The organism is Christiangramia aquimixticola (genome assembly GCF_048285835.1).
Taxonomy (GTDB): domain Bacteria; phylum Bacteroidota; class Bacteroidia; order Flavobacteriales; family Flavobacteriaceae; genus Christiangramia; species Christiangramia aquimixticola.
The window spans coordinates 1-315 of sequence record NZ_JBLVTL010000169.1; the positions used below are offsets into that span (position 1 = coordinate 1).

The following is a 315-nucleotide window of genomic DNA, read 5'->3' on the forward strand; positions in this document are numbered from 1 at the left end:
GCCAATTTCAAAGCAGTCTGACCCCCTAGTTGCACGATCACTCCAACAGGATTTTCCTGCAAAATGATCTCGTAAATATGCTCCCAGAAAACCGGCTCAAAGTAAAGTTTATCCGCTACATCCGGATCAGTAGAAACCGTCTCCGGGTTACAGTTGATCATGATAGTCTCGTAGCCGCACTCTTTAGCCGCCAAAACTCCATGAACACAGGAGTAGTCAAACTCAATTCCTTGCCCCACACGGTTTGGTCCCGAGCCCAATACCACCACTTTCTTTTTCTCTGATCGGATAGACTCGTTTTCCTCTCCAAAAGTG

General features: G+C 47.0%; 1 protein-coding gene. It reads right to left on the reverse strand.

Features of this window, described 5'->3' with window-relative positions; translation table 11 throughout:
- On the reverse strand, positions 1-315 hold a 315-nt coding region (locus tag ACNKXV_RS13980), incomplete at both ends, for a carbamoyl phosphate synthase preATP-grasp domain-containing protein (protein WP_470269846.1).